Here is a 2212-nt window from a genome sequence, read left to right as displayed (position 1 = left end):
CGACCCCTCGGCGCCACAGGCCGCATGGCTGCTGGCTATGAGGGGTTCTTCAGGGCCGACTCGTTAACTTGCGCGTTGCGCTTCTCGATCTATATTGAGGCCATCGAATGGCTAAATCGAGACGTCGCGATGACCGTCAAAAATGCTGGAGCCACCAGCCCGAAGGGTGCAGGGCCCGCCCCTACCCGTCCGGCCCTCAGGAAGCGCCAAGCTCCCTATGCCGCTCACCTTGTCCTTGATGCGGCCCTGACGGGACAGGGCGGAGACATCCGCGCGTTTCGCAGCGCGCTCCGGTTTGCGCAACTGAGTGATCGCATATCGCTAGAGCGGGAGGGCGTGCCCGCAATCATCGTGCGTGACCTGATCACCCGATTGGGAATCACCGACAATACGTTCCAGATGGCGGCAGGCATTCCGAAGGCGACCTTCAGTAAGAAGATCCAGGCTAAGGCGACGTTCAGCGGCACGCCCGGCCAAGCCGTCGTAGGGATGATGGACCTCATCAACGTGGTGGAGGATATGGTCCGCCGCGACCCGGCAGCAGGCGCCGAGAACTTCGACGCCGAGTCTTGGGTTGGCGAATGGGTCCAGCAGCCTATCCCCGCGCTGGGCGGTCAGCGCCCGATTGATCTGATGGATACTCCTGCGGGACGTGAGGCTGTAATGCAAGTCATTGAGGCCGATAGAGAGGGCGTCTTTCTTTAAAGCTCTATCGGATATGTTCTGGTGGCTCCACTTATGGCCCCACCGACCTCAGTGGCCTCGGCGCAGCAAAATCGCCGGGGCGCTGGAACCACGTTGATGAGCGGATCATCTACGCGGGAACATCGATCAGCCTGGTGATGCTCGAGCCACGGGGCTCATGTCGGCGCGATCAGTCCAATGAATCGCTATCTGCTCGAGATCGCGGTCCCGGACGATGTCTTCGAGGCGCGTCAGGTGCTGCCCTTGGCGAGCGCGCCCGGCGGATGGGATTCTGTGCCGTCCTGCCTGGTCTCAAAGGACGTTGGATCGCAGTGGTACCGATCCACGAGCACGGCGATCTTCGAGGTTCCGTCGGTAGTCGTGCCTGAGGAGAGCGCCGTCCTGATCAACGCCGTCCACCCAGCCATGGTGTCGGTCTCGGCGCGGGTGGCCCGTAAGGTGGATTTCCGCGCGATCTTCCGGCCCGACCCGTTGCCGGTGTCAGCCCAGCGCGCATGGCGCCTCGTGCCAAGCCCTCCGTGGTGCTGCGCGCCAGCGCACCCGCCCAGTAGTAGCTCCGCCAACACCACGGCCACGCGCACGGTTGCCTAACAGTTCGCGCGCGCCGGTTGGCGCAGTGGAACCAGGCCCCAGCTTCTTCAATCGGGGAGGATCGATCACTCGGGAACCGACCTCGGCGACCGCATGCTCGGCGTGGCGAGGCGCTCGTGCGCGCGCGGCCATCAAAGCCTCGTTGGGGCGGCCGCGGCATGGTCAGGTCCGCAGCCAAGCCGGTGCTCCCTCGCGCGGCGGCCGCTGCATCTCCAGGCATTGGCAGCGACTGAGGATGGTCGCCGGCAGGCACGCGGAGTTTGCGGTGGCCAGCCACAGAAACCGGCCCGGCAGCGGCTCCTCGAGGATCTTGAGGATGACGTTCTAGGCGCGGTAGTTGAACGCGTCGGGCGGCAATGTGACGAGTTGGAGGCAGCTTGTAAGCGCCTCAGCGAACTGGAGGGCATTTGTCGATGTGAAATGGAATGCGTGTTGCTTGCTGCGGGGCATTTTCCTGGCCGCAGACAGTCGTGTAGGACGCGGCTGGGGGCAAGCGGACCCGCGCTCTCAAGAATTCCATGCGCTCACCCAGGAGGCGGTTTGTTGACGCCTCTGGCAAGCCGGGGGCGGTTGCTTGGCGCTGGCGGCGACCAAGGGGCGCATGTTGGCGCTTAGTCGAAACCGGGGCAGCTTGTTGGCTTCGGACCCGCCGAGAAATCACTTCCTCGGAAACAAGTCACTTCTTAGGTTTCAATCACTTACTCGGGGGGCGATTGCTTGGCAGCAGACAGCTGCCAAGGCGGCCTATCTTCCCGGAACCGTCAGCAGTAAGCCCCGGCGCGGCCATAAAGCGGGAGGCGACGTTGGGTCAGGCAGGCGACGAAGACCCGCGGCTCGATCCCCCGTGCGTTGTCACTGCTTGGTCTCAAGAATCAAGTGCAACACTGGCAGAGAACGCTGCGACTTCCTCGGCCAT

Annotated in this window: 2 protein-coding genes and 2 pseudogenes; 3 read left to right on the top strand and 1 reads right to left on the bottom strand. The window is 63.7% G+C overall.

Annotation, left to right across the window (positions count from 1 at the left end; translation table 11 throughout):
• The 3 genes and pseudogenes from ACFO3Q_RS16820 to ACFO3Q_RS16810 form a co-directional block, all read left to right on the top strand.
• The coding region (locus ACFO3Q_RS16820; protein WP_377006061.1) for an antitoxin Xre/MbcA/ParS toxin-binding domain-containing protein at positions 1-705 on the top strand (705 nt) is incomplete at its 5' end.
• Positions 706-716: 11 nt separating this feature from the next.
• A pseudogene (locus ACFO3Q_RS16815) lies at positions 717-842 on the top strand (RES domain-containing protein); the annotation flags it as partial.
• A gap of 40 nt (positions 843-882) precedes the next feature.
• The gene (locus tag ACFO3Q_RS16810) at positions 883-1296 is read left to right on the top strand and encodes an RES family NAD+ phosphorylase (RefSeq protein WP_377006059.1); all 414 of its coding nucleotides are present in this window, start codon (positions 883-885) and stop codon (positions 1294-1296) included.
• Between the two features lie 171 nt (positions 1297-1467).
• Here the strand turns inward: ACFO3Q_RS16810 and ACFO3Q_RS16805 are convergent.
• A pseudogene (locus ACFO3Q_RS16805) lies at positions 1468-1620 on the bottom strand (DNA polymerase III subunit delta'); the annotation flags it as partial.
• Positions 1621-2212 lie beyond the last annotated feature (592 nt).

This window comes from Coralloluteibacterium thermophilum (assembly GCF_042654365.1).
Lineage (GTDB): Bacteria > Pseudomonadota > Gammaproteobacteria > Xanthomonadales > Xanthomonadaceae > Coralloluteibacterium > Coralloluteibacterium thermophilum.
This window is presented reverse-complemented; position numbering and strand designations above follow the sequence as displayed.